Source organism: Phytohabitans sp. LJ34 (assembly GCF_052068095.1).
Classification (GTDB): Bacteria; Actinomycetota; Actinomycetes; order Mycobacteriales; family Micromonosporaceae; genus Phytohabitans.
This window is the reverse complement of the sequence record NZ_JBQHDG010000020.1, coordinates 113,263-136,489: the sequence shown is the minus strand read 5'-3', so window position 1 is coordinate 136,489 and position 23,227 is coordinate 113,263. Positions and strand designations below refer to the sequence as shown.

The following is a 23,227-nucleotide window of genomic DNA, read 5'->3' as shown; positions in this document are numbered from 1 at the left end:
TTCATCCGGCCTGTGGCCTGGTATGCCTTGCCACGTGCAAGGCGCCGCCGGTCAGCAGCAGCAGCAGGCCGACGACCGCCGCGACGCGGGCGTTTGTCACGTTGTAGAGCAGGTTGAATCGCCACGGCACGAGGCCTGGCGTGCCAAAGACCGCGACAAGTGCGAGCGTGCCCATGGCCGCGGCGGTGGTCGTAAGGGCCGCGCCGAGGACCAGCGTCACCGAGAGCACGATCAACCAGGTCGAGAAGAGCGAAAGCTGGTTGATCGACGCGTGCCAGGTGAAGGCGGTCGCCAACGCGACGAGCGTGCCCCCACCGACCAGCACGAAGACCCATAGGGAATTCGCATAGAGCATTCCGCGCGACCGCACCGACTCCAGCGCCGGAAGTCGACTCGCGGTGCCGTTCGCCAGAGCGGTTGCCGGGAGCAACATGAACACCACCGCCACGGTATCCAGCGACGAGCTGCCCGGCGGAGCAAACCGCAGACCCAGCGCGGACATGCTGAATCGGGAGCCCAGGCCGATGGCAAGCCAGAGCCCGGCGTATGCGGCGACCGACCGCGGCGTCACGCCGCGCGCGCCGGCGAATGCGAGCACGATCCGGGCGCGTACCCGCAGGCTGTGCGGCACCGTCACGGCAGCGGACCCGCCCGGCAGCTCAGGATGGCGGCCTGATGCTCCCGTAGCCAGGCCATCCGCTCGCCCGGCGACAGCGCGAACAGCCTCTTGTCCACAGCCGCTGTCGAGGCATCAGCAGCGAGGACCGACTTCAGGTCGATCTCACCTGGATAGTTGCTGCCGTCGAGAGGCAGGTCGCGGGCACTGAGCCACCAGTGGTACAACGCCACCGCAGTCCGGAGGCTGTCTTCGGCACCGGCCGGCCGCTCACCGTCGTTGGCGTCGTGACACGAGGTGAGGAATAGACCAGCGCCGAACGCGGCGTCGAAGGAGGCGGAATCGATCTGGTGTGCCGGTGAGGTGTTTCGCTTGACGATGGGCGCGAAGACGACCTCACCGCTTACGGGCGCGGTGTCGCCGAAGCTTTCGATCGGCGTCACGGTGAGCCGGGTGAAGTCGATCCCCGAAAGCGCGGCGGCGTTGGCCCGGACGCGACGGACGTATTCGTCGACGAGATGATCATGTGCGCGGTCGAGACAGACCGTGGGCCTGCCTTCGACGCACACTGCCTGGTGCTCGCTCGGCACCTCATACCGCGTACCCGCGGTGAGCAGGACGGCCGAGGCTCCGAATCCGGCGATCAGGACCGCCGTGTATGCCGAACGGCCGGCGTGCAGCGCCCAGCAGATCAACGCGGCCCCCACGGCCAACCAGAAAACCCCGCGACCGATGACCAACTCGGTCGGCAGTCGCAGATAGGTACGGTCGGTGTCATCGGCCAGGGAGATGTCCGTGAACACGATGTTTCCGCTGTACGCGCTCCCATACACGAGAAGCATGTAGATCGCGTACGGGAGGACCGCCGCCGCGACCGGCGCCAGCCGCGTTGGCAGGACCCGCCCGGCCGCGGCACCGAGGCCAACGGCGAGTGGCACCGCGGCCAGCGTGGACAGCAAGTCGAGGACATTGAGCCGTCCGTGGGTAGCCTCCGGCCCGGTTGTCGAAAGCAGGTAGCCGGTCACGGCAAGGTAGCCCGCGAGATTGCCGGCGCCGATGGCCAGCAGCCCGGCACCGAAGATCGCCGGACGGCCTCGGGACGACCCCTGGATCAGATGGTCATAGTTGTGGCGCCGGGCGGCGGCGACCAGCAACGCGGCCGCGGCCGACCCGATGCAACATCCCCAAATGGTGGCCCAGCCGACCGCCGCGCTGCTGCTCGGCCAGTGTCCTGCCCACCGCTCCGACTTCGTCGCCACCACCAGGATGCCTTGAGCGGCTGTGACCACCGCTACGGCGAGGCCGATGAGGAGGTCGACGGAGGTCAACCTGCCGGGCGCGAGGCTTCTCACGGCTTCTGGCCGATCGCCGCCTGAAAACCGGCCCGCAGACCGCTGAGGCCGGAACCACCGCCGCCAAGTCGCTCCAACCCGCCTGGATCGCCCTGCCACCGGACCGAGCCATGGTCGATCACCACGATGTGCCCCGCCAATGCCTCGACGTCCTCCAAGAGGTGCGTCGCCACGACGACGACCTTCTCGTGCCCGATCTGTCGGATGAGCTCGTGGAACGCGTCGCGCTGCTCAGGATCCAGCCCCGCGGTTGGTTCATCCAGAATGAGCACGTCCGGATCGGCTACGAGCGCGGCGGCGAGGCCGGCCCTTCGCAGCTGCCCGCCAGAGAGGCTCTTCAGCGGCTGGTGGGCTTGCCGCACGAGATCGACGACTTCGAGGACGGCGCTGCTCCGTGCCAGAACCTGCGCCGCTGGCACCTGCTTCAGCCACGCCGCATACGCGACGAACTCGTCGACTTTCATACGCGGCGGAAAGCCGAAGTCCTGGGGGAGCCACCCGATGTGTCGCAGCACCTGCCGCCCCGACGTGGACCGCCCACTGAACAACCTGCCGTTCAGCCGCACATCTCCCGCGTCAGGGCGGACGGCACCGGCAAGGACGCGCATGAGGGTGGTCTTGCCGGCCCCGTTTCTGCCCAGGAACAGGTTTGCTCCGTTCGTCAGATCCAGCGACACTCCGACGAGCACGGTCTTCGGACCGTAACGAAACTGAACGTCTCTGACCTCTAGCACTTTGCCCCCGAACAGGCTCCGGCACGAAGTGGTGGCTCACTGGGCCGACGGACTGTCGAGCCCAGTGAGCCGTCGGGCGATTTTCGCGGCTTATTGTGCGAACTCGGACCTATATCCTGGACCGACGGAAAATAGGACCGACCTTGCTGTGGTGATGTTACCCGGCCGCCCGAGCATCTGCGAGATGCTAGGGCCTAATGGTGGAGGACCAAGATCCACACGGGTCAGGAAGGTTGTTGACGTCCTTGCAGACCCGCGCCTTCACTCCCTCGAAGCTACAGGGCCAGACGCCGATGAGAGCGGAAATCGTCCCACCCCTCGTCTGACCGCTGGTGCTGGTGGTGTTGGAGGAGTAACGGCCATAAGTGCTGTCGTCACAGTTGTTGATTGCCACGAGTCCGGAGTAGTAGACGGCGCTGCCACTGGTTGACTTCAGAGTCCCAGATAGCGTCGCGCCGTTGCCGAACCATTGCGTGACGTTCTGCGTACCGGAACCGTCGTTTGACGAGACATTGACCGCTAACGCAGCGGATGGAGCCGCTAAGGCCAGCGTGGCAAAACCAAGAATGGACAGTAACCTGCGAGTTAGGCGTAGTCGCACGAGTTCCTCCATGGGTCAATTTGTTAACCTGCCCGGCCGAGGCGCGGCGAGCATAGAGACCGGTTGGCGGCGACCTCAACCCGATGAAATATCAAACCCATGGGACGAGCACATAGCGTCACGACATCTCGAAATTCGCAGGCGCTATGTCCAAATTATGAACATTGACACACCTACCGCGAGCGACATCACATTTAGGTAACGGACAGCACGATAGCGGCCGCACCAAACAGAAGGATCGCGGTGCCCCACCGGCAAGGCAGGCACCGCGATCCGTTTTGTAGGGCTAGCGGTCGATCTCGGTGGAGGTGTCCTCCTGGTAGGTGGCGCCGCCCCGCGACTCGCTGGTCAGCGGCTTCGCGCCGCCCTCCGGCGGGCCGGCGACCGACTGGGAACCGGCGGCCAGGTGCGGGAACTTCGCGTCGAAGGCCGGGCGCTCCGAGCGGATGCGCGGCATGCGGTCGAAGTTACGCAGCGGGGGCGGCGAGGTCGTGGCCCACTCCAGCGAGTTGCCGTGGCCCCACGGGTCGTCGACCTCGACGACCTGGCCGGCCTTGTACGACTTCCACACGTTGTAAAGGAACGGCAGCGTGGACGCGCCCAGCACGAACGAGCCGATCGTGGAGATCGTGTTGAGCGTGGTGAAGCCGTCATCGGGCAGGTAGTCGGCGTACCGCCGCGGGAAGCCCTCGTTGCCGAGCCAGTGTTGCACCAGGAACGTGGTGTGGAAGCCGATGAACGTCAGCCAGAAGTGGATCTTGCCCAGCCGCTCGTCGAGCATCCGGCCGGTCATCTTCGGGAACCAGAAGTAGACGCCGGCGTACACCGCGAACACGATCGTGCCGAAGAGCACGTAGTGGAAGTGGGCCACCACGAAGTACGAGTCGGAGACGTGGAAGTCGACCGGCGGGCTGGCCAGCAGCACGCCGGACAGGCCGCCGAAGAGGAACGTCACCAGGAAGCCGATCGCGAAGAGCATCGGCGACTCGAAGGTCAACTGGCCGCGCCACATGGTGCCGATCCAGTTGAAGAACTTCATGCCGGTCGGGACGGCGATCAGGAAGCTCAGGAAGCTGAAGAAGGGCAGCAGCACCTGGCCGGTGGCGAACATGTGGTGCGCCCACACGCTCATCGACAGCGCCGCGATGGCGATCATCGCGCCGACCATGCCCTTGTAGCCGAAGAGCGGCTTGCGGCTGAAGACCGGCACGACCTCGCTGATGATGCCGAAGAACGGCAGCGCGACGATGTACACCTCGGGGTGCCCGAAGAACCAGAAGAGGTGCTGCCACAGCATCGGCCCGCCGGTGGCGGGGTCGAAGACGTGCGCGCCGAGGATGCGGTCGGCGGCGAGCGCGAAGAGCGCGGCGGCCAGCAGCGGGAAGACCAGGATCGCGAGCAGCGCGGTGATCAGGATCGACCACGTGAAGATCGGCATCCGGAACATCGTCATGCCCGGCGCGCGCAGCGTGAGGATCGTCGTGATCATGTTGACGCCGCCGAGGATCGTGCCGAGACCGGAGATGGCCAGGCCGACGATCCACATGTTGGCGCCCACGCCGGGCGAGTTGACCGCGTCGTTGAGCGGCGCGTACGCGAACCAGCCGAAGTCGGCGGCGCCACCCGGCGTGATGAAGCCGGCCAGGGCGAGCGTGCCGCCGAACGCGTACAGCCAGTAGGCGAAGGAGTTGAGCCGGGGGAACGACACGTCCGGCGCACCGATCTGGATCGGCACGACAAAGTTGGCGAAGGCGAACACGATCGGCGTCGCGAAGAACAGCAGCATGATCGTGCCGTGCATCGTGAACAGCTGGTTGTACTGCTCGGGCGAGAGGAACTGCATGCCCGGACGGGCCAGCTCGGCGCGCATCAGCAGCGCCATCAGGCCGCCGATCATGAAGAACACGAAGGACGTGATCATGTACATGATCCCGATCTGCTTCGCGTCCGTCGTGCGGAGGATGCGGGCGATCGCGGAACCCTTGACCGGCTCTCGGACCGGCCACGGCCGCGTCACGATCGGCTTCGGTGCGACGGTGGTCACGCAGGGCCTCCGGGTGTGTGCTGGCTCTTGATCTGGCGGTCCAACGGGCAGGATAGTCCTCCGCCGGCGGCCATCAACTACGGGGGTTAGTAGGGAGCCACGAGTCCCTTGTAGTGCTCCGCGAAGATGGCTTCGCCGCGCTCCCGGAGCAGCGGGTCGCGGATCGCGGGCGCCTCGTCGCGCAGCCGGTCGCGGTCGCGGGTGCGCTCCAGCACCCAGCGGGTGCGCGGGCGGCGGCGCCGCTCGTACTCGTCGAGCGCGTCGGTCACCGAGGCCGCCCCGCGCAGCGACTCGGCCAGCACCACGGCGTCTTCGAGGGCCATGGCCGCACCCTGGGCGAGCGTCGGCGCGGTGGCGTGCGCGGCATCGCCGACAAGCACGACCGGCCCCTCCGACCAGCTGCCGATCTCGACCTCGTCGGTAACCGCGACCTGCACCTTCTCTATCGCTTCGAGCACGGCGGGCACCGGGCCGCCGAGGCCGCCGAAGACCTCCCGCACCCGGTCGAGCGGGTCGGCCGGCGCGGCCGAGGCGGCCTCGTCGGCGTAGCAGAACAGCCGCCCCGCGCCCATCGGCATCACGACGAACGCGGCCCGCTTGCCGAGCACGGCGGTCCACTCGCCGACCTTCGGCCCGCCGGTCACCACGCTGCGGTACATGACCTGGCCGACCGGGACCGCGGCGCCGCCGAGCGCGGCCATCGTGCGCACCGAGGAGCGCCGGCCGTCGGCGCCGACCACCAGGTCGTACTCCGCGTTGGAGCCGTCACCGAACTGGACCTTGGCGGTCTCGCCGGCCACCACCTCGAGGCAGGTCACCTCGGTCTCGTGCCGCACCGCGCCGCCGGCCCCGCTGAGCATCACCCGGTGGAGGTCGGCGCGGGGCAGCGCGCGGCACTCGCCCACGCCCTCCCACAGCTCGGCCAGGTCGACCTCGCAGAGCTGGCGCCCCTCCGCGTCGAGAAAGCGCTGCCGGGTCACCACCTCACCGCACGGCCGCACCGGGGCGTCGAGGTCGAGCTCGCGCAGGGCGCGCGTGGCGTTGCCCGGCAGGTAGATGCCCGCACCCGCCACAGTGGACGCGGGGAGCTTGTCGACCACCTCCGGGCGAAAGCCGGCAAGGCGCAGTGCGCGGGCGGCTGCCAGGCCGGCGATGCCGGCACCGACAACGAGGATCCGCAGGCTGGATCCGAGCATGTGCGAACGCCTCCGGAGATTGTTCCAGCCCCGGCGCGGGGGAGGGGCAACGCGTTGAAGCCAAGAGACTACTCGGAGCGACCGGCCAAGGATAGGCCCCGATGGCGCTAAGGGTAGTCCCCCGAACACGCAATTGCGCTACGCAAGTCTCACGTTTTGGCGCACGCTCACCTCTGCACCCGCGCACCGCCGCCGCGCACGAGTGCCTCCACCTCCTTGAGGCTCGCCATCGACGTATCGCCAGGTGTCGTCATCGCGAGCGCGCCGTGCGCCGCGCCGTACTCGACCGCCGTGCGGAGGTCTCCGGTCCTGATGAGCCCGTAGATGAGGCCGGACGCGAAGCTGTCGCCGCCGCCCACCCGGTCCAGGATCTCCAGCTCCGGCCGGTGGGTCGCCTCGGCGAACGCGCCGTCGGCCCAGGCGATCGCGCCCCAGTCGTTGACCGTCGCGCTGCGCACCGTCCGCAGGGTGGTGGCCACGACGGCGAAGTTGCCGTACTCCTTCGTGACCTCCTCGATCATGCGGCGGAAGTTGGCAACCTCCAGCGTGGACAGTGACTCGTCGGTGTCCGGCACCGCGAAGCCGAGCGAGGCGGTGAAGTCCTCCTCGTTGCCGATCATCACGTCCACGTACCGCGCGAGCCGCCGGTTGACCTCCTGCGCCCGCTCCTTGCCACCGACCGCCTTCCAGAGGCTAGGCCGGTAGTTCAGGTCGTACGAGATGACGGTGCCGTGCCGGCGCGCGGCGGACATGGCCGCCTCGATCACGTCCGGTGTGGTCTCGGAGAGCGCGGCGTAGATGCCGCCGGTGTGCAGCCAGCGGACGCCGAGCGTGCCGAAGAGGTGGTCCCAGTCGACGTCGTCGGGGCGGAGCTGGCTGGCGGCGGTGTGCCCGCGGTCGGAGGTGCCCACCGCGCCGCGCACACCGAAGCCGCGCTCGGTGAAGTTGAGCCCGTTGCGCACCGCGCGGCCGATGCCGTCGTAGGGCAGCCACTTCACGAACGTGGTGTCCACGCCGCCCTGGAGCACGAGGTCTTCGAGCAGCCGGCCCACCTCGTTGTCGGCGAACGCGGTGACCACCGCCGTGCGCATGCCGAAGCAGCGGCGCAGCCCGCGGGCCACGTTGTACTCCCCGCCGCCCTCCCAGGCGCGGAAGCTGCGCGCGGTGCGCACCCGCCCCTCGCCCGGGTCGAGACGCAGCATGATCTCGCCGAGCGAGACAAGGTCGTAACGGCACTCCTCGGCGTTCTTGATCTGGAGCGTCACCGGTTCTCCTTCGTCATCGCGACCGCTGTTGCCACTTGCTCCGCTTGCGCGACCGCTAGCGCGGTAAGTCGGGTGACCTCGTCCCATTTGCCCGCCGCGAGCAGGTCGGGCGCGACCATCCAGGTGCCGCCGACCGCGAAGACCGCCTTGAGCGCGAGGTAGTCGGGCAGGTTGCCGGTGTTTACCCCGCCGGTGGGTATGAACCGCACGGACCGGAACGGCGCGGCCAGCGCTTTGATCATCTTGGCCCCGCCGACCTGCTCGGCGGGGAAGAACTTGACGATCGACAGCCCCGCGTCGAGCGCCATCTGGATCTCCGTCGCCGTGGCCGCACCGGGGTACACCGGAAGGCCGGCCTCCCGGCAGTGGGCCACGACCACGGGGCTGAACCCGGGGCTGACCACGAACTTCGCCCCCGCCTCGACCGCCGCGTCGACCTGTGCCCGGGTCAGCACCGTGCCGGCGCCGACGAGCAGCTCGGGGTTTTCCGCCATGACGCGGATCGCCTCGGCGGCCGCGTCGGTCCGGAACGTCACCTCCACGCTGCGCAGCCCTCCGGCCGTCAGCGCGGCGGCGAGCGGCTCGGCAGCACGCGCGTCTTCGAGCACAACGACCGGGAGCAGCCGGTTCTTACCGATGGTCTGTTCAACATACTGAACGTCGGTCACGTACATGACCATAATGGAACGCATGACGTCGGTCCAACCCCCCGTGAAGTCCGCCGACCGCACCCTCGAGGTGCTCGAGGCGCTGGCCGCGTCCCCCGGGCGCCGCTCGCTGGTCGAGCTCTCCCGCGCGCTCGACATCCCGAAGAGCAGCCTGCACGGCATCCTCCGCACGATGGCCCGGCGCGGCTGGGTGGAGACCGACCCGACCGGCACCCGCTTCGGCCTCGGCGTGCGCGCGCTGGAGGTGGGTGCCGCCTACCTCGACGCGGACGACGCGGTCGGGGTGGTGTCCGGCGTGCTCGACGACCTGTCCCGGCGGTTCGGCGAGGCCGTGCACCTCGGCCGGCTCGACGGCCCGGACGTCGTCTACCTGGCCAAACGCGAATCGGTGCACCGGCTGCGGCTGTACAGCGCGATCGGGCGCAAGCTGCCCGCGCACGCCACCGCGCTGGGCAAGGCGCTGCTCGCCCGGAGCCCCGACCCCGACGGCCAGCTGCGCTGGCCGCTCCCCCGGCTCACCGCCCGTACGATCACCGACCGGGAGGCGCTCCACGCGGAGTTGGAGCTGACCCGGGAACGGGGATACGCCGTCGACCGCGAGGAGAACACCGACGGCATCGTGTGCTTCGCGATCGCGGTGCCCCTCGCCGACCCGCCGACCGACGCGATCAGCCTGTCCGTACCGGCCGCCCGCATCGGACCGGAGAGCGAGCAACGGATCACCGACGCGCTCGCCCGGGCCACGGATCAGTTACGGGCGGCGCGCAGCATGTTTTCATAAGCGTGAATATGTCCTAACCTCATGGGAGCGCTCCCGTCCGACCCACCCGGACCCGTCCCACCACGAGAAGGAGCACCCATGAAACGCCCGATACGCGCGTTCGCCGCGATCGGCCTGTTCCTCGCGGGCACCGCCGCGGTCATCACCACCGCCGCTTCGCCGGCGCAGGCTGACGTCCGCATCTGTGAGCAGTTCGGCTCGACCACGATCCAGGGCCGCTACGTCGTGCAGAACAACCGCTGGGGTTCCAACGCCGAGCAGTGCATCAACGTAACCAACACCGGCTTTTCGATCGTGAGCCAGCAGGGCAGCGCGGCGACCAACGGGGCGCCGCTGTCGTACCCGTCGGTCTTCTTCGGCTGCCACTACACCAACTGCTCGCCGGGCACCAACCTGCCGCTCCAGGTCAGCCAGATCAGCAGCATCCCGACCAACATCAGCTACACGTACGCCAGCGGCACGTACAACGCCTCGTTCGACATCTGGCTGGACCCGACGCCCAAGCGCGACGGGGTCAACCAGATGGAGATCATGATCTGGTTCAACCGCCAGGGCCCGATCCAGCCGATCGGCTCCTCGGTCGGCTCCGGCAACGTCGGCGGACGCACCTGGGACGTCTGGCGCGGCAGCAACGGCTCCAACAACGTCATCTCGTACGTGGCGCCGTCGCCGATCAACAGCTGGAGCTTCAACGTCCTGGACTTCATCAACGACATCCGCAACCGCGGCGCGATCACCAACTCCTGGTACCTGACCAGCATCCAGGGTGGTTTCGAGCCGTGGAACGGCGGCGTCGGCCTGGGCGTCAACTCGTTCTCCACGACCGTCAACCAGGGCAACCCACCGAACACCACACCGCCGCCGAACACCACACCGCCGCCGAACACGACGCCCCCGCCGGGCGGCGGTGGCGCCTGCCGGGTCGCGTACACGGCGAACTCGTGGAACAACGGCTTCACCGGCAACGTGACCGTGACCAACACGAGCTCCAGCACGGTCAACGGGTGGACGCTCGGCTTCTCGTTCCCGAGCGGCCAGCAGATCACCAACAGCTGGAACGCGACCGTCACCCAGAGCGGCTCCTCGGTCAGCGCCCGCAACGTCGGCCACAACAGCTCGATCGCCCCGGGTGCGAACACCACGTTCGGCTTCCAGGGCACGCACGGCGGCACCAACGGCGCCCCCACGGGCTGGACGCTGAACGGCACCGCCTGCTCCACCTGACCTCGTTCTCTCCGCACTGATCGGGGGCGCCCAACCGGGCGCCCCCGATCGCATGTCCGGCGGGAAGCGGGGTATCCAGCGCGCCGTGCGTAAAGTGACGGTCGTCGTAGCCAGCCACAACCGGCGTGAGCAGCTGCTCGACACGCTCCCTCGGCATCGGGCGCCGGTGATCCTCGTGGACAACGCGTCGACCGATGGCACCGCGGCGGCCGTCGCGGCGCGGCACCCGCGGGTGCGGGTGTTGCGCCTGCCAGTCAACGCCGGCGCGGCGGCGCGCAACGCCGGTGCCGCTCTGGCCCATACGCCGTACGTGGCCTTCGCCGACGACGACTCCTACTGGGAGGGCGACGCCCTCGACCAGGCCGCGCACGCGCTCGACAAGCATCCGAGCACCGCGCTGCTCGCGGCCCGCGTGCTGGTCGGGCCCACGGCGCGGCTCGACCCGGTCTCGGCCGCGATGGCCGCCGCGCCGCTCGGCACCACGCCGACCCAGCCGGGCCCGTCGGTGCTGGGCTTTCTCGCCTGCGCCGCGGTGGTCCGGCGAGACGTCTTCCTCGCGGTCGGCGGATTCCAGCCCAAGCTCCACGTGTACGGCGAGGAAGCGCTCCTCGCGATGGACCTGGCCGTGCGGGGCTGGGGGCTGGCCTACCTGCCCACGCTCGTGGTGCGCCACCTGCCCCTGCCCACCGGCCGTGATCCGGCGGCACGGCGGCGCATGATGATCCGCAACGACCTGCTCACGACGTGGCTGCGACGGCCGGCGACCAGGGCGGTGCGGGAGGCCGCGCGGGCGCTGTCCACCTCGGACGGGCGCGGCGGCCTCCACGACGCGCTCGCCGAGCTGCCCTGGGTGCTGCGGCACCGCCGCCGGGTGCCGCCCCACCTGGAGGCGGCACTGCGCCGGCTGGAGACCGGTCAGGCTGCCGTCGGGTAGGCCCTCCCCATCACCTGGCGCAGCTGGGCCGCGCCGGTCACGGTAAAGCGCTGGCCGGCGGCCAGCCGCAGCTCCAGGCCCCGGCCCTGCTGGGCGGCGCGTGAAGCGGCCGCCGCGAGAGCCGTGACGATGCCGTCGTTGACGGTCGGCACGCGGACAAGGTCGATGACTATCGGAGTGGCCCGCTCGTCGACGATGTCGGCGAGCGCGTCGTGGAGGCTGGCGGCGACGGTGGCATCGAGTGGACCCTCGGCGTAGACCAGGGCGGCCTCGCCGAGGCGGATGACGGTGAAGTAGGCCAACGCCTCACCCCCGGGGCTGAGTTAGCTGGGCTCGCTCCGCTCGCCTAGGCCCCGGGATGCCGGCTCCGTCCCTTATCGTCGCTTCGCGCCGACCGGGACGTCGCCAGCCCCTGGGGCCAGGTGGCTAGGTGCTTTCCACGGTACCCAGATGGGGCCCATGCGATGCCGCCACGACGCGGCCACAATTGCGACTATGGGCGACCGGCTGGACGAGTACCGCCGCAAGCGGGATGCCAAGCGCACGCCGGAGCCGGTGCCGGAGGGGCGGCCGGCGGCGGGCGACGACGACGCATTCGTGATCCAGCAGCACCACGCCAGCAGCCTCCACTGGGACCTGCGGCTGGAGCGCGGCGGCGTGCTCGTCTCCTGGGCGGTGCCGCGCGGCGTGCCCCGCGACCCGGCGCGCAACAACCTCGCAGTACAGACTGAGGATCATCCGATGGAGTACCTCGACTTCCACGGGGAGATCCCGGCGGGCGAGTACGGCGGCGGCCGGATGACCATCTTCGACCGCGGCACGTACGAGACCGAGAAGTGGCGCGACCGCGAGGTGATCGTCACGCTGCACGGCGAGCGGGTCTCCGGCCGGTACGTACTGTTTCGCACCGACGGCAAGAACTGGATGATCCACCGGATGGATCCGCCGCCGGCCGGGTTCAGCCCGATGCCCGACCTCGTCGCGCCGATGCTGCCGGTACGCGCCGCGAAGCTGCCCGCCGACGACGACGCGTGGGCGTACGAGCTGGCCTGGGACGGCGTGCGCGCGGTGACCTACGTGTCCGGCGGCCGGCCGCGGGTGCTCGGCGGCGACGAGAAGGACGTCACCGCCTCGTACCCGGAGTTGCGCGAGATGGCCGAGGCGCTGGCGCCCACCGAGTGCGTGCTCGACGGCGTGATCGTGGCGTTCGACGCGGCCGGCCGGGTGAGCGAGGCGGCGCTGCGCCCGCGCGCCCGGGTCACCGACGGCGCGGCCGCCCGCCGCCTGGCCTCCCGGGTGCCGGTGCAGTACCTCGTCGTCGACCTGCTCTGGGTCGAAGGCCGCTCCACCGTGGACCTGCCGTACACCGAGCGGCGCGAGCTGCTGGCCGCGCTGGAGCTGGCCGGGCCGCACTGGCTCGTGCCACCGCACTTCACCGGCGGCGGCGAGTTCGCCCGGCAGGCCAGCCGCGAGCAGGGCGTCGGCGGCGTGCTGGCCAAGCGCCTCGACTCGCCCTACCTGCCGGGCAAGCGCACCCGCCAGTGGCTAGAGCTGCCGTAGGTACTCGGCGACGGCGCTCATGTCGCGGCCGCCGAGCTCGGCGGCCACCGCCGCGGTAGCCACGCCGAGGTTGGTGTCCGCCTGGGGCATCCTGGCGGCGACCCGCTCGGCGAGCTGGCGGACCAGGTCGAGATCCTTGGCGACGAGGTCGAGGCTGAACGCCACCGGTGTCTCGTCCGGCCGCTCGAACGACGCGCGCTTGTACGACACGAACGCCGAGCCGATCGCGCTGTTGGCGAGCACCTCGTACGTGGTCTCGCGGGGCACCCCGGCCCGGTCGGCCAGCACGAGCGCCTCGGCGAGCGCCTGGTTGAGCGCGAGCACGACGGTGTTGACGGCCAGCTTGACGACCTCGCCCGAGCCCAGCTCGCCGACGTGGAAGACCTGGCGGCCGAGCAGGTCGAGCACCGGCCGCGCCTTGTCGACGCCGGAAGGGGGCCCGCCGACCATGAACGTCAGCTGTCCCTTCTCGACCAGCGCGATGCTGCCCGACACCGGGCCGTCCAGCAGCGTGGCACCGCGACCGGACACGAGCGGCTCCAGCCGGCGTACCGTCTCCGGGTCGACCGTGCTGCTCTCCACGACGACCGTGCCGGCGCGGAGCCCGGCCGCGACGCCGTCCGGCCCGTCGTAGGCGGCGAGCACCGCGGCGTCGTCGGCGAGCGACACGATCACGACGTCGGCCGAGGCCGCCGCCTCGCGGGCGGTGGGTGCCACGGCGCAGCCGGTCGCCGAAGCCTTCTCGGGAGTGCGGTTCCACACCACGACGTCGGCGCCCGACTCGCGCAGCCGGACCGCCATCCCGCCGCCCATCCGGCCGGTACCTATGATCGCGACTCTCACTTGAGCAGCCAGCCTCCGTCGACGGGCAGGTTGACACCGTTGATCGCCCCATTGCGGAGCAGGAAGACAACGGCGTCGCGGACCTCGTTCATGACCGCCAGCCGACCGAGCGGCGTACGTGCCACGACCGCGTCGAGCGGCTTGCCCTCCCAGTACGGGCTGTCGCCCACGATGCCCGGGTGGATGCCGTTGACCCGGATCGGGGCCAGCTCGCAGGCGAGCGTGTGCACGAGCCCGACCACGCCACCGTTCACCGTGGACACCGTGGTGGAGCCCGGGTAGGGCCGCTGCATCGCCTGGCCGCCGAAGATCACCATCGAGCTGCCCGCGTGCATCTTCGGCAGCAGCGCGTGCACGACCTCGGTGTAGCCGACGAGCTTGAGCGTGACGAGCCGCAGCGCCCGCTCGATCACGTACTCGGCGGCGGTGTTGTGATCGCGCTCGATCGCGGCCAGCACGAGATGGTCGACGCGCTCCACCCCGGCGAGCGCGTCGGCGATCGTCTCCGGCTGGGCGAGATCGAGCGCCGCGCCGCGGGCACCGACCTCCTTGGCCACCCGCTCGGCCCGGCCGGCGTCCCGGCTGGTCAACAGGACGTCGTCGCCGAGGTCGGCGAAGAACCGCGCGACCTCCAGGCCGATGCCCGCGGAACCGCCGACAACCACAACACTCATCGAGCCTCCCTGTCGACAACCTCGCGAAGGTACGTCCAGTCACGGGCGAAGCGGTAGGAATGGCGGGGCGGCGGCTGCGGCGCCTGAGTCTCCAGCCAGCGCACCGGCCCGTCGCCCGCGTTGGCGAAGCCGTGCACGCAGCCGACCCCGGCCCAGGCCACGTCGCCGACCTCGAGGCGGTACGTCTCGCCGTCGAAGGTCGCGTCGGTGGCGCCCTCCAGGATCAGGTAGGTCTCCTCGAACGGGTGGTCGTGCGCGCCCGCCACGCCGTCCGGCTCGTACTGGACCATGAACATCGTGGACAGGTCGGCGCCGAGGTCGCTGTCCACCATCATCTTCACGGTGATGCCGCTGTACACCAGCAGGGCGGTACGCATGCTGGCCGAGACGGCGAGCAGGTCCTGGCTCTGCTTGCCCGGGTCCATGTGCCGCGGCGAGATGTGGCCGAACGCCTGGGTGCGCGGGTCGCGCGGGTCGACCGGGAGCACCGGCCCCGCGGCGGCGAGGGGCACCGCCAGCGCGTCGCCGCCGAACCGCTCGCGCGGCTGCGGCGCCTGCATCCGCGCCCACCGGGCCGGCTCGTCGCCCGGATTGCGCCAGGCGTACGGCACGCCGGTGTTGACCAGGCCGTAGTCGCCGGGCTCCAGCCGGTACGAGCCGCCCGGCGTGTCCATCACGGCCGACCCGCTCAGCAGGTAGACCGACTCCTCGAACCAGTTGACCCGGCTGGGCACCGAGGCACCGGCGGCGAGCTCGCAGACCGCGAACCCGGTGTGCACCGCGCCGGGCACGCTCTCGTCCACGATGGACCACTGCGAGAAGCCGTCGGAGACGGCGGCGAACGCCGCCTCCGACGCCCGCCGTACGACATGGCGTGAATCGCTCACGGCCGTCCTCGCTTCGCCGCGGGCGGCCGCGAGGCTCCAAGCCGGCTGTGCCTAACGGTTCGCTCGCTGCGCTCGCTCACGCCGGCACGGCCTTCCGGGAGGCCACCGCGCCCAACAGGCGATCGCGGGAGTTTTCCACCAGCTGGCGGGCCCGCGCGACGTCCGCGACGAGCTTGCCGTCGCGCTTGCGGAACTCGCCGGCCACCAGTACGGCCTCCACATTGGACACGTCGGCGCACAGGGTGACGGCGGCGACCGCGTCGTGTACCGGCGCGATGTTGATGGCGCCCGCGTCGATCAGCACGATGTCGGCCTGCTTGCCGACCGTCAGCGAGCCGGTGCGGTCTTCCAGACCGGCCACGTGCGCGCCGTTGAGCGTGGCGATCTCCAGCATCTGGCGGGCGGTGAGGTGCCCCTCGGCCGCTTCGTTCTTCTGCCAGTACACCTCGTTGCGCCGCGCCCGGTCGGTGCCGAACGCGCTGCGGATCTGGGTGAACATGTCGCCCGGCACCGTGGTCACCACGTCGATCGAGAGGCTCGGGCGCAGCCCGTACTCGATGGACTTGGCCACCGGCGGCCAGCCGTGGCCCATCTGCACCTCGACCTGCGGCGCGATGGAGACGGTGCCGCCGCTGCGCGCGACGAGCTCCCACTCCTCCTCGCTGAAGTAGCAGCAGTGGATGTACGTGGTGTCGGCGCCGAGCAGGCCCAGCCCGTCGAGCTGCTTGATCATGCCGAAGCGGCCGGCCAGCCGGCCCATCGCCACGTGCACGGTGATCGGGATGCCGAGGTCGCGGGCCATCTCCCACTCGGCGCGCACCACGTCGTCGGTGCAGAAGCCGGGACCGCGGGTGGCCAGGGCCATCGTCAGCAGCCCGCCGGAGGAGGAGAAGTACGTGTCCCGGATGCGGCGCACGTCGTCCTTCGGGATCACGATCTTGCTCTCGAACCAGTAGTCGGCGAGTGACGTGTTGGCGCTGCCGTAGGCGTACTGCGCCCGGATGCCCGCCTCCTGTAGGCCGCGGATGCCGGCGTCCGGGTGGTCTGGCGTGTTGTTGATGTGCGACCAGTCGACGAGCGTGGTGATGCCCGCGTTGAGGCACTCCAGCGCGCCGGCGAGGTTGCTCGCGTACACGTCCTCCGCCGTGTACACCGGCGCGAACGTGTCGAGGACGTCGACGAAGTAGTCGTCGAGCGTGGCGTTGGGCGCGACGCCGCGGATCGCCGCCTCCCACGTGTGGCGGTGGGTGTCGACGAAGCCGGGGATCACGATCCGCCCGCTCGCGTCGACCACCTCGGCGTCCGCCGCTATCTGCGGCTCGATCGCGGCGATCTTGTCATCTTCGATCAGCACGTCGCCCTTCGGGAGGTCGCCGAGCTGAGGGTCCATCGTGAGGATATGGCCGCCGCGGAGCAGGATGCGGTTGGGCATGAGGGTCTCCCTTAATATGCGGAAAGCCTTCGGATCGCGTCGGTGACCTTGTCGACGGTCGGGATCACCTCGGCCTCGAGCGAGTCGGCGAACGGCAGTGGCACGTTGGCCCCGGCGACCCGCTTGATCGGTGCGTCGAGCAGTTCGAAACCTTCGTCGGCGACGACCGAGACGACGGTCGCGCCCCAGCCGCCCTGGTAGGGGTTTTCCTCCACGACGACGAGCCGGGAGGTGCGCTCGAGCGAACGCAGGACGGTGCGCATGTCGAGCGGGATGAGGCAGCGCAGGTCGATCACCTCGACCGAGATGCCCTCGCCGGCCAGCTGCTCGGCCGCCTTCAGCGACATCGGCACGGTGGAGGCCAGCGCCACGATGGTGACGTCGGTGCCCTCCCGGGCGACCGCCGCCTGGCCGAGCTCGACCAGGTGATCTTCCGGTGGGCGTGGCCCGGAGCCCGCGAGCAGCGCCTTGTGTTCGAAGAAGACGACCGGGTCGTCGCTGCGGATCGCCGCCGCCATCAGGCCGACGACGTCGGCCGGCGTGGACGGCGCCACGATCTTCAGTCCGGGTACGGTGAACGCCCAGTTTTCCACGGCCTGCGAGTGCTGGGCGCCGAAGCCGAGCCCGCCGCCGTTGGCCGTGCGCACCACCAGCGGCACGGTCACCTGGCCGCCGGTCATGTAGCGCGCCTTGGGGATCTCGTTGGCCAGGTAGTCCCAGCAGCAGGCGAGGAAGTCGCTGAACATGATCTCGGCGACCGGACGCATGCCGGTCATCGCCGCGCCCATGGCCGCTCCGACGATCGCCTGCTCGGAGATCGGCGTGTCCCACACCCGCGACGGCCCGAACTCCTTGAAGAGCCCGACGGTCGTCTTGAACACGCCCTCCGCCGCGCCGATGTCTTCCCCCAGGCAGACGACGCTCGGGTCGCGGCGCATCTCGCGGGCGATCCCCTCGGCCACCGCGTCCCGGTAGGTGAACTTCACGTCCGCCATGCCGCTCCCCCGTCCGCCCACACGTCGGTGAACGCCAGCGCCGGCTCCGGCTCCGGCGCCTTCTTGGCCGCCGCGATGGCTTCGTCCACAGTGGCCGCCGCCCGCCGGTCGCGGTCCGCGATCACCTCGGGTGACACGCCCAGCGCCTCGAGCCGCGCGCGGGCCACGTCGAGTGGGTCGTGCTTCATCCACCGCTCCACCTCGTCGGCCGGGCGGTACTTGGCCGGGTCGGCCCGGCTGTGCCCGAAGTGGCGGTAGGTCTGCGCCTCGATCAGCGTCGGCCCGTCGCCCTTGCGCGCCCGCTCCGCCGCCCGCGCCACCGTCTCGTGCACGACCACCACGTCGTTGCCGTCGATGATCTCGGCCGGCATGTTGTAGCCACCCGCGCGGTCGGCGGCCGGGTTGGGCACCGCGGTCACCGCCTCGATCGGCGTGTACTCCATGTAGAGGTTGTTTTCGCAGATGAACAGCGCGGGCAGCGACCACACCGCGGCCAGGTTGAGCGCCTCGTGAAACGCGCCGATGTTGGTCGCGCCGTCGCCGAAGAACGCCACCGCCACCTGGCCGCTGCCGCGCAGCTTCGCCGACCAGGCCGCCCCGGCCGCCATCGGCAGATGGGCGCCGACGATCGCGTACGACCCGAGCATGCCGTTGGCCGCCTTGGTCAGGTGCATCGAGCCGCCCTTGGCCTGGCACAGGCCGGTGGCCCGGCTCATCAGCTCGGCCAGGCACTCCTCGGGCGTCGCACCCCGCGCGAGCGCGTGGTGGTGGCCCCGGTAGGTGGCGAAGACGTAGTCGTCCGGCCGCAGCGCGGCGCTCGCGCCGACCGCCACCGCCTCGTGCCCGGCCGCCAGGTGGGTGGTGCCCTTGACCAGCCCGGACATGAACAGGTCGTGCGCCGCCTTCTCGGTGCGCCGGATCAGGACCATCTCCGCGTACGCGTCGAGCAGCTCCTCGGGCGTCATTGGCGGCTCCCGTTCGGGGTGTTGAGATGCGACTGTGCCTCGCGCTCGCCGGGCAGCGGGCCGTCGACGGTCCAGTAGCGGCGCCCGGCGATCAGCAGCTTTTCGGCGGGAAACTTCGTGATCACCTCGCACCCGTCGGCGGTGACCACGACCTCCTCCTCGATCCGGGCCGCGGAGTAGCCGTCACCCGCCGGCCAGTACGTCTCCAGCGCGAAGACCATGCCCTCTTCGAGCACTTCGGGATGGTCGAGCGAGACGAGCCGGCTGAAGACCGGCTTCTCCCAGATGGAGAGGCCGACGCCGTGGCCGTACTGGAGGGCGAACGCGGCCATCTCGTCCGGGAAGCCGAACTCTTCCGCGCGCGGCCACAGCGACACGATGTCGGCGGTCGTCGTGCCCGGCTTGACCAGCGCGATCGCCTGGTCCATGTACTCCCGGCAACGGGTGTAGGCGTCGCGCATCCCGCGCGACGCGCTGCCCACGGCGAAGCAGCGGTAGTAGCACGTGCGGTAGCCCATGTGGCTGTGCAGGATGTCGAAGAACGCCGGGTCGCCGGGACGGATCAGCCGGTCGCTGTACACGTGCGGGTGGGGCGCGCACCGCTCGCCGGAGATCGCGTTTACTCCCTCGACGTACTCGCTGCCGAGGTCGTAGAGCACCTTGCTGACCAGGCCCACGCACTCGTTCTCCCGCACGCCGGGGCGGAGGAACTCGTACAGCTCCTCGTACGCCGCGTCGACCATCGCGCAGGCCTGCGCGAGCAGGCTGATCTCGTCGCGCGTCTTGATCCGCCGGGACTCCAGGAAGACCTGCTGACCGTCCACGACCGTCAGCCCCTCGGCCTGGAGCGCCGCCAGGATCGGCATTTCGACGATGTCGACGCCGACCGGCGCGTCGGCCACGCCGTGCTCGCGCAGCACGTCGGCGACCTTCTTGGCCACGTCGGCGGCGATGCCCGCGTCCGGGTGGAACGCCCCGCGCAGCGTGGAGATCCCGGCCCGGGCCCGCTCGGTGCCGTCGAGCCACGGGTTGTAGAGCTGGTGGTGGCGGGCGGCTGACCCGAAGTCCCAGATCACCGGCTCGCCGCCGCGCGGCAGCACGGCGAACCGGATCAGCTTGTCCATCGCCCAGGTGCCGATGTGTGTTGACGTCAGATAGCGGATGTTGGAGAAGTCGAACGTGAGCAGCGCGCCGAACTCCGACGCGTCCAGCTGGGCCTTGAGCCGGTCAAGGCGCTCACGGCGCAGCCGATCCAGGTCGATGCGCTCTTCCCAGTCGACGGCGTTGGTCCCGAACGTGCGGATAGCCACCGCGTCCTCCTCACTGAGGCGACCCCCTCAGTGAAGGACGTGTTAATGGCCCGTGTCAAGCGTCACTTAACGGTTCACAGCACTTCTCAAGGCTCCTCGTGCACGTACCAGACGCCGACCGCGGGAGTGACCCCGTCGTTGCGGTAGCGGTGTGGCGTGCTCGACGGAAACGAGACCGCGTCGCCGGGGCGCAGCAGGTGCTCCTCGAACCCGAGCGTGAGGGTCAGCTCGCCCTCCAGCACGAAGCCGTACTCCAGGCCGGAGTGGCGCATGAGCTGGTCGCCGCTGGACGAGCTGCCGCCCGGCGCGTACGTCACCAGCAGGAAGTCGATGCGGGTGCCGGGCAGGTGACCGAGCCGCTCCCAGGTCACGCCCGAGTCGAGTTGCAGCACCTCACGCGCCTCGGGACGGACGATGGGGCCGATGCGGTGCCCGGCCGGCTGGGTGACGCCGTGCACCGCCTGGAGCACGACACCGGCCGGTGAGCCGAGGTCGGCCGCCCCGTCCGGCTCGGCGCCGTCGAAGACGTCTTCGACGGAGATCTCCAGGGCCCGGGTTATGGCATAGAGGGTGCTGACCGACGGGCGACTCTTGCCGGTCTCGATCTGGGAGATCAGACTTGCCGACACGCCCACCGCCCGCGCCAAGGCACGCAGGCTCATGCCGTGGCGCATCCGCGCCTCACGGATGCGCTCGCCGACAGGCGGCAGAGCAGTGGTCACGCCCCGCATCGTACAGCCATGCTGAACAAAATCATGAGAGCCATTGATCGCTTTCAGTAATAGAATGACTACGCACCGATGGGGAGGTGGGCGTGGCCGGTGACAAGCGGTACACCCCTGTCGTCGGCATGCGTGCCCTCTTCGCCACCGCCGCGGCCCTGTCCCTCCTGTTTGGATACATAGGGCTTCATCAGTATATGGGGCCCTCGGCCCGGTTCCCGGACGTCCTCTACGGCGCGCTCCAGCTCTTCGTGCTCGAGTCGCCGACGACGGGTGACAACGGGCCCTACCCGATCTCGCTGGAGATCGCCCGCTTCGCGGCACCCGGCGTCACGTTCTACGCGCTCGTCGAGGCCCTCCGGCTCGTCTTCGCCGCGGAGGCGCAGCGGCTGCGCGCCCGGCGGGCCCGCGGTCACGTGGTGGTCTGCGGGGACGGCCCGATGGCGATGAGCCTGTCCCGGCAGTTGCGCGCGACCGGACACCGGGTGGTGCACATCGCCGAGAGCCGGATCGGAGTGCCCGACGGCCGGCGCGGACCACTGTGGGTGCTCGGCGACGCCCGCAACCCGGACGTGCTGCGGGCGGCCGGCGTCGCACACGCCAGCGCCCTCTACGCGTGCGCGGAAGACAGCGCCACCAACACGGCGGTCGCGCTCGCGGCCGGCCGCCGGGAGCGCGGCGAGCGGCCACTCGCCGTGTACGCCCAGGTGCAGGATCCCGAGCTGTGCCTGGCACTGCAAGCGCGGCACCTCGGCACGACCGACCCGCCCAAGATCCGGCTCGACTTCTTCAACATCGACGACCTGGCCGCGCGACACCTGCTCACCAAGGACCCGATCATCCCGCCGCTCGACCGGCCGCCCCGGTTCCTCGTCGTCGGCGCCACGGCGTTCGGCCGCGCCATCATCGTGGAGATCGCCCGGCAGTGGCGGGTGCTCGCGCCGGCCGCGATGTGGCGGGTCGAGGTGGCCGTGGTCGACGCCGCGGCCACCCAGCTGATCGACGAGCTGACCTTCCGCTACCCGTTCCTCAGCAAGGCCTGCGACCTCACGCCGTACGACGAGGATCTGCTCACCGTGCTCGCGTCGGAGGCGGCGCCGGCGGCGCCGGACCGGGTGTTCATCTGCTACGAGGACGAGCAGCGGGCGCTGAAGACCGCGCTGATCGCCGACCGGCTGTGGCGGGGCGGCGCGGGCACCGTGATCGTGCGACAGGACCAGCTGGCCACGTTGCAAGCCGCCTTCGACGGCGCCCGCGACGAGCGGCTCTTCGACGAGGTCTCCGGCACGCTGCGCCTGTTCGGCGTGGTCGACGCGGCCTGCGACCCCGGTCTGATCCGCGACGACCTGGGCGAGCGCCTCGCCCGGGTGATCCACGAGAGCTACCTCGTCGCGCGGCAGCGCCGCGGCGACGGAGCGGACGAGACGCCGTCGATGGTGCCCTGGCACCGCCTGCCCGACCGCCTCAAGGGCGAAAACCGCGCCCAGGCGGCGGACATCGGCCGCAAGCTGCGGGCGATCGACTGCGTGCTGGCGCCGCGCGTGGCCGCCGGTGGCGAGCACTCGCTCACCGGCCACGAGGTGTCTCGACTGGCCAGTATGGAGCACGATCGGTGGCTACGCGCCCGGCTGCACGAGGGCTGGCGGTTCGCCGAGGAGCGCGACGACGACCGTATGCTGCACCCGGCGATCCGGAGCTGGGCCGATCTGCCAGACAGCATCCGGACCGTCAACTCCGACGCCATCCGCGAGCTGCCCGCGATGCTGGCCGACTCCGGCTTTCGCATCGTACGGATGAGGGAAGGTTCGTAATGGCGCGCATCGGGATCACCGGACACGCCCGGCTGGAGGCGGACACCGCCGCTCTGGTCTACGAGGCGCTGTCGACCGAGCTGGGCCGGTACGCGGGCGGCAAGCTGCGCGGCATCACCTGTCTGTGTGACGGCGCCGACCAGATCTTCGCGCGGGCCGTGATCGAGCGGGGTGGCGACCTCGCGGTGGTGCTGCCCGCCGACGACTACCGCGAGCGGCTCGTCGACCGCGACGACTTCGACCGCCTGCTGGGCAAGGCCACGCACGTGTCGCGGATGCCGTTTCGCCACTCCGACCGGCGCGCCTTCAAGGCCGCCAGCGTAGAGGTGCTGCGCCAGTCCGAGCTGCTCCTGGCCGTCTGGGACGGGCTGCCCTCGCGCAAGCTCGGCGACACCGCCGACGTCGTCACCGCGGCACAGGCGGAAGGCGTACCCGTGGTGGTCCTGTGGCCGGCCGGAGCACGCCGGGCCTAAAAGATCCATTCCAAGACATTTTCGAGCTACCGCGATGTCCGTTGTGGTCCGGACCGCTGCTCCCGCGGCCCCACCCTCCGCGCCCACTCCTCGCGCCGGGAACGGGCAATGTCGGGGACATTGCGGGCCTGGACCCGGGC

The 23,227-nt window shown here is 70.3% G+C and carries 22 protein-coding genes; 6 read left to right on the top strand and 16 right to left on the bottom strand.

Going from position 1 to position 23,227, the window contains the following annotated elements:
• Window position 1 precedes the first annotated feature (1 nt).
• The 7 genes from ACTMTJ_RS32020 to eda form a co-directional block, all read right to left on the bottom strand.
• Complete coding sequence (locus tag ACTMTJ_RS32020) at window positions 2-637, bottom strand: hypothetical protein (protein WP_441222379.1); 636 nt, start codon at window positions 635-637, stop codon at window positions 2-4.
• Window positions 634-1,770 carry a hypothetical protein gene (locus ACTMTJ_RS32015; protein WP_441222378.1) on the bottom strand — a complete coding sequence of 379 codons (1,137 nt, stop codon included), beginning with the start codon at window positions 1,768-1,770 and terminating at the stop codon, window positions 634-636. Before ACTMTJ_RS32015 ends, ACTMTJ_RS32020 begins: the two co-directional genes overlap by 4 nt.
• A 194-nt stretch (window positions 1,771-1,964) precedes the next feature.
• The gene (locus ACTMTJ_RS32010) at window positions 1,965-2,657 is read right to left on the bottom strand and encodes an ATP-binding cassette domain-containing protein (protein ID WP_441222377.1); all 693 of its coding nucleotides are present in this window, start codon (window positions 2,655-2,657) and stop codon (window positions 1,965-1,967) included.
• A gap of 932 nt (window positions 2,658-3,589) precedes the next feature.
• On the bottom strand, window positions 3,590-5,347 hold the full coding sequence (gene ctaD, locus ACTMTJ_RS32005) for an aa3-type cytochrome oxidase subunit I (RefSeq protein WP_441222376.1): 1,758 nt from the start codon (window positions 5,345-5,347) through the stop codon (window positions 3,590-3,592).
• Window positions 5,348-5,433: 86 nt separating this feature from the next.
• Window positions 5,434-6,543 carry an FAD-dependent monooxygenase gene (locus ACTMTJ_RS32000; RefSeq protein WP_441222375.1) on the bottom strand — a complete coding sequence of 370 codons (1,110 nt, stop codon included), beginning with the start codon at window positions 6,541-6,543 and terminating at the stop codon, window positions 5,434-5,436.
• 167 nt (window positions 6,544-6,710) lie between these two features.
• Window positions 6,711-7,808: a sugar kinase gene (locus ACTMTJ_RS31995; protein ID WP_441222374.1), complete on the bottom strand. Its 1,098-nt coding sequence runs from the start codon at window positions 7,806-7,808 to the stop codon at window positions 6,711-6,713.
• On the bottom strand, window positions 7,805-8,476 hold the full coding sequence (eda, locus tag ACTMTJ_RS31990; RefSeq protein WP_441222373.1) for a bifunctional 4-hydroxy-2-oxoglutarate aldolase/2-dehydro-3-deoxy-phosphogluconate aldolase: 672 nt from the start codon (window positions 8,474-8,476) through the stop codon (window positions 7,805-7,807). Before eda ends, ACTMTJ_RS31995 begins: the two co-directional genes overlap by 4 nt.
• A gap of 22 nt (window positions 8,477-8,498) precedes the next feature.
• Here eda and ACTMTJ_RS31985 point away from each other — a divergent pair, with 22 nt between their 5' ends.
• The 3 genes from ACTMTJ_RS31985 (at window position 8,499) to ACTMTJ_RS31975 (ending at window position 11,415) form a co-directional block, all read left to right on the top strand.
• Complete coding sequence (locus tag ACTMTJ_RS31985) at window positions 8,499-9,257, top strand: IclR family transcriptional regulator (protein WP_441222372.1); 759 nt, start codon at window positions 8,499-8,501, stop codon at window positions 9,255-9,257.
• Between the two features lie 78 nt (window positions 9,258-9,335).
• On the top strand, window positions 9,336-10,481 hold the full coding sequence (locus tag ACTMTJ_RS31980) for a GH12 family glycosyl hydrolase domain-containing protein (RefSeq protein ID WP_441222371.1): 1,146 nt from the start codon (window positions 9,336-9,338) through the stop codon (window positions 10,479-10,481).
• 85 nt (window positions 10,482-10,566) lie between these two features.
• Complete coding sequence (locus ACTMTJ_RS31975) at window positions 10,567-11,415, top strand: glycosyltransferase family 2 protein (protein WP_441222370.1); 849 nt, start codon at window positions 10,567-10,569, stop codon at window positions 11,413-11,415.
• Here the strand turns inward: ACTMTJ_RS31975 and ACTMTJ_RS31970 are convergent.
• Window positions 11,397-11,717: an STAS domain-containing protein gene (locus ACTMTJ_RS31970; RefSeq protein ID WP_441222369.1), complete on the bottom strand. Its 321-nt coding sequence runs from the start codon at window positions 11,715-11,717 to the stop codon at window positions 11,397-11,399. The two genes, ACTMTJ_RS31975 and ACTMTJ_RS31970, sit on opposite strands and share 19 nt — an antisense overlap.
• A 193-nt stretch (window positions 11,718-11,910) precedes the next feature.
• Here ACTMTJ_RS31970 and ACTMTJ_RS31965 point away from each other — a divergent pair, with 193 nt between their 5' ends.
• On the top strand, window positions 11,911-12,975 hold the full coding sequence (locus ACTMTJ_RS31965) for a DNA polymerase ligase N-terminal domain-containing protein (protein ID WP_441222368.1): 1,065 nt from the start codon (window positions 11,911-11,913) through the stop codon (window positions 12,973-12,975).
• Here the strand turns inward: ACTMTJ_RS31965 and ACTMTJ_RS31960 are convergent.
• The 8 genes from ACTMTJ_RS31960 to ACTMTJ_RS31925 form a co-directional block, all read right to left on the bottom strand.
• A complete protein-coding gene (locus ACTMTJ_RS31960) occupies window positions 12,961-13,818 on the bottom strand; it encodes an NAD(P)-dependent oxidoreductase (protein ID WP_441222367.1) in 858 nt (285 codons plus the stop codon). The genes ACTMTJ_RS31965 and ACTMTJ_RS31960 overlap by 15 nt on opposite strands.
• Complete coding sequence (locus ACTMTJ_RS31955) at window positions 13,815-14,492, bottom strand: SDR family NAD(P)-dependent oxidoreductase (RefSeq protein ID WP_441222366.1); 678 nt, start codon at window positions 14,490-14,492, stop codon at window positions 13,815-13,817. Before ACTMTJ_RS31955 ends, ACTMTJ_RS31960 begins: the two co-directional genes overlap by 4 nt.
• Window positions 14,489-15,379 carry a cupin domain-containing protein gene (locus ACTMTJ_RS31950; RefSeq protein ID WP_441222365.1) on the bottom strand — a complete coding sequence of 297 codons (891 nt, stop codon included), beginning with the start codon at window positions 15,377-15,379 and terminating at the stop codon, window positions 14,489-14,491. Before ACTMTJ_RS31950 ends, ACTMTJ_RS31955 begins: the two co-directional genes overlap by 4 nt.
• 76 nt (window positions 15,380-15,455) lie before the next feature.
• Entirely contained in the window at window positions 15,456-16,811 is a 1,356-nt protein-coding gene (locus ACTMTJ_RS31945; protein WP_441222364.1) for an amidohydrolase family protein, read from the bottom strand.
• A gap of 11 nt (window positions 16,812-16,822) precedes the next feature.
• Window positions 16,823-17,806, bottom strand: a complete 984-nt coding sequence (locus tag ACTMTJ_RS31940; RefSeq protein ID WP_441222363.1) for an alpha-ketoacid dehydrogenase subunit beta — start codon at window positions 17,804-17,806, stop codon at window positions 16,823-16,825.
• A complete protein-coding gene (locus tag ACTMTJ_RS31935) occupies window positions 17,794-18,771 on the bottom strand; it encodes a thiamine pyrophosphate-dependent dehydrogenase E1 component subunit alpha (protein WP_441222362.1) in 978 nt (325 codons plus the stop codon). Before ACTMTJ_RS31935 ends, ACTMTJ_RS31940 begins: the two co-directional genes overlap by 13 nt.
• Entirely contained in the window at window positions 18,768-20,081 is a 1,314-nt protein-coding gene (locus ACTMTJ_RS31930) for a M24 family metallopeptidase (RefSeq protein WP_441222361.1), read from the bottom strand. Before ACTMTJ_RS31930 ends, ACTMTJ_RS31935 begins: the two co-directional genes overlap by 4 nt.
• Before the next feature lie 86 nt (window positions 20,082-20,167).
• Entirely contained in the window at window positions 20,168-20,803 is a 636-nt protein-coding gene (locus ACTMTJ_RS31925; RefSeq protein WP_441222360.1) for a helix-turn-helix domain-containing protein, read from the bottom strand.
• 92 nt (window positions 20,804-20,895) lie between these two features.
• On the opposite strand from ACTMTJ_RS31925, the gene ACTMTJ_RS31920 reads away from it, so the two are divergent.
• Window positions 20,896-22,614, top strand: a complete 1,719-nt coding sequence (locus ACTMTJ_RS31920; protein ID WP_441222359.1) for an NAD-binding protein — start codon at window positions 20,896-20,898, stop codon at window positions 22,612-22,614.
• Window positions 22,614-23,087 carry a hypothetical protein gene (locus ACTMTJ_RS31915; protein ID WP_441222358.1) on the top strand — a complete coding sequence of 158 codons (474 nt, stop codon included), beginning with the start codon at window positions 22,614-22,616 and terminating at the stop codon, window positions 23,085-23,087. The genes ACTMTJ_RS31920 and ACTMTJ_RS31915 overlap by 1 nt, the downstream gene beginning before the upstream one ends.
• Window positions 23,088-23,227: the final 140 nt, after the last annotated feature.